Source organism: Acidithiobacillus sp. TH-A36 (assembly GCF_057473445.1).
The window spans coordinates 1-1455 of sequence record NZ_JBYCKP010000611.1; the positions used below are offsets into that span (position 1 = coordinate 1).

The 1455-nt window shown below is 57.0% G+C and carries 3 protein-coding genes; all 3 read right to left on the reverse strand.

Features of this window, described 5'->3' with window-relative positions; genetic code table 11:
• Nucleotides 1-100: 100 nt before the first annotated feature.
• Genes ftsL through AC2VLY_RS15355 form a run of 3 tightly spaced genes read right to left on the reverse strand, consistent with a single transcriptional unit; the run spans nt 101 to nt 1444 of the window.
• Nucleotides 101-364, reverse strand: coding sequence for a cell division protein FtsL (gene ftsL / locus AC2VLY_RS15345; protein ID WP_486892603.1), 264 nt, complete (start codon nt 362-364; stop codon nt 101-103).
• On the reverse strand, nt 354-1313 hold the full coding sequence (rsmH, locus tag AC2VLY_RS15350) for a 16S rRNA (cytosine(1402)-N(4))-methyltransferase RsmH (protein WP_193649757.1): 960 nt from the start codon (nt 1311-1313) through the stop codon (nt 354-356). The genes ftsL and rsmH overlap by 11 nt, the downstream gene beginning before the upstream one ends.
• A complete protein-coding gene (locus AC2VLY_RS15355) occupies nt 1310-1444 on the reverse strand; it encodes a hypothetical protein (RefSeq protein WP_486892606.1) in 135 nt (44 codons plus the stop codon). Before AC2VLY_RS15355 ends, rsmH begins: the two co-directional genes overlap by 4 nt.
• Nucleotides 1445-1455 lie beyond the last annotated feature (11 nt).

The window sequence follows — 1455 nt, forward strand, 5'->3', positions numbered from 1 at the left end:
ACTGCAGCAAAGGCAAGGGTTACGGCTGCCCAAACGGCCGTCGCCCGCCACGCCGGTAATGCGCGTGCGGGGATTTTAGCCGGATAGACAGAAGTCCGGGTCACTGCGCTTTTACCATGACAATCTGATTGTTTTTGGGCGCGCTCAATCCCAGCTTCTGCCGGGCGATATCCCCGACCCGCGCATTGGAGGCGAGTGTGGCCTGCTCCAGTTGCAGCTGTCCCCAGCGATTATCCAGGGCAAAATGTTTCGCCTGTGCTTCCTGCAAGGCAATAAACTGGTTTCGGGTGCTTTCGCGTGCAGCCACTATACCGAGCAGGGTTACCATGATGAGAATGGCGAGAATTACCGTACTACGCCGCATGACGCTCACTCCTTTCGGCCACTCTGAGTACCGCTGAACGGGAACGGGGGTTCATCTGGATTTCTTCCGCACTGGCATGAATGGCCTTGCCGACTGCGCACCATGGTAAGGGTGGGATTTCCGTGGCGCGCAAGGGCAGGTCGCTGCTGACCCGAAACGCATCTGCCCGGAAAAAGCGTTTGACCATGCGATCTTCCAATGAATGAAAGCTGATGATGGCCAGGCGTCCGCCAGCACGCAGTACCGCCATGGCCTCGGGAAGGAAATGTTCCAGCTCTTCCAGCTCATGGTTGATAAAAATACGAATGCCCTGAAAGCTGCGCGTTGCTGGATTCAGTCCGGAGTCGTGACGGGGGATGACCTCGGCAATAAGTCCGGCAAGCTCGCCAGTGCGCTGCAAGGGTGATTGCGCACGATGCCTGACGATTTTGCGGGCAATCGCGCGGGCAAATCGTTCTTCGCCGTAATTTTTCAGTACCTGGCTGATTTCTGTTTCAGGAGCGCTGTTCAACCATTCGGCGGCACTGATGCCGCTGTCGGGATCCATGCGCATATCCAGAGGACCGTCACGGAGGAAGCTGAAGCCACGTTCGGCTTCATCGAGTTGCGGGGAAGAGACGCCCAGATCGGCGAGAATCGCGTCCACATTTTCCCAGCCAAGACTTTCCACAACGCTGCGGATTTCACTGAAACGTGCCTGGCGGATCAGTACCCGGTCATCGTCGGCAAAGCGGTCTTGCAGTGCCGCGATGGCGCTGGGGTCGCGATCGAGGATTAACAACATATCCTGATGCTGAAGCTTTTCCAGCAATGCCGCACTATGCCCGCCACGTCCTCCGGTCACATCCACACAACGTCGGGCCGGGCCCTCGCTGAGGGCGGGCTGGAGCATGGCGACGCTTTCCTGCAGAAGTACCGTAATGTGAGATCCGGACGTGGGTATGTTCACAGGATGAGATCTCCCAGGCTGGCAAATCCATCGTTGTTGTTCAGACTGTTTTCCTGGTAACGATCCCAGCATTGGGCATCCCAGATTTCGAATTTGTTGATTTGACCGACGACGACCAGTTCCTTGTCGATTTCTGCGAAGC

Coding starts and splice junctions, on each gene's coding strand:
- ftsL (WP_486892603.1), bottom strand. CDS start 364: ATGCGGCGTAGTACGGTAATTCTCGCCATTCTCATCATGGTAACCCTG.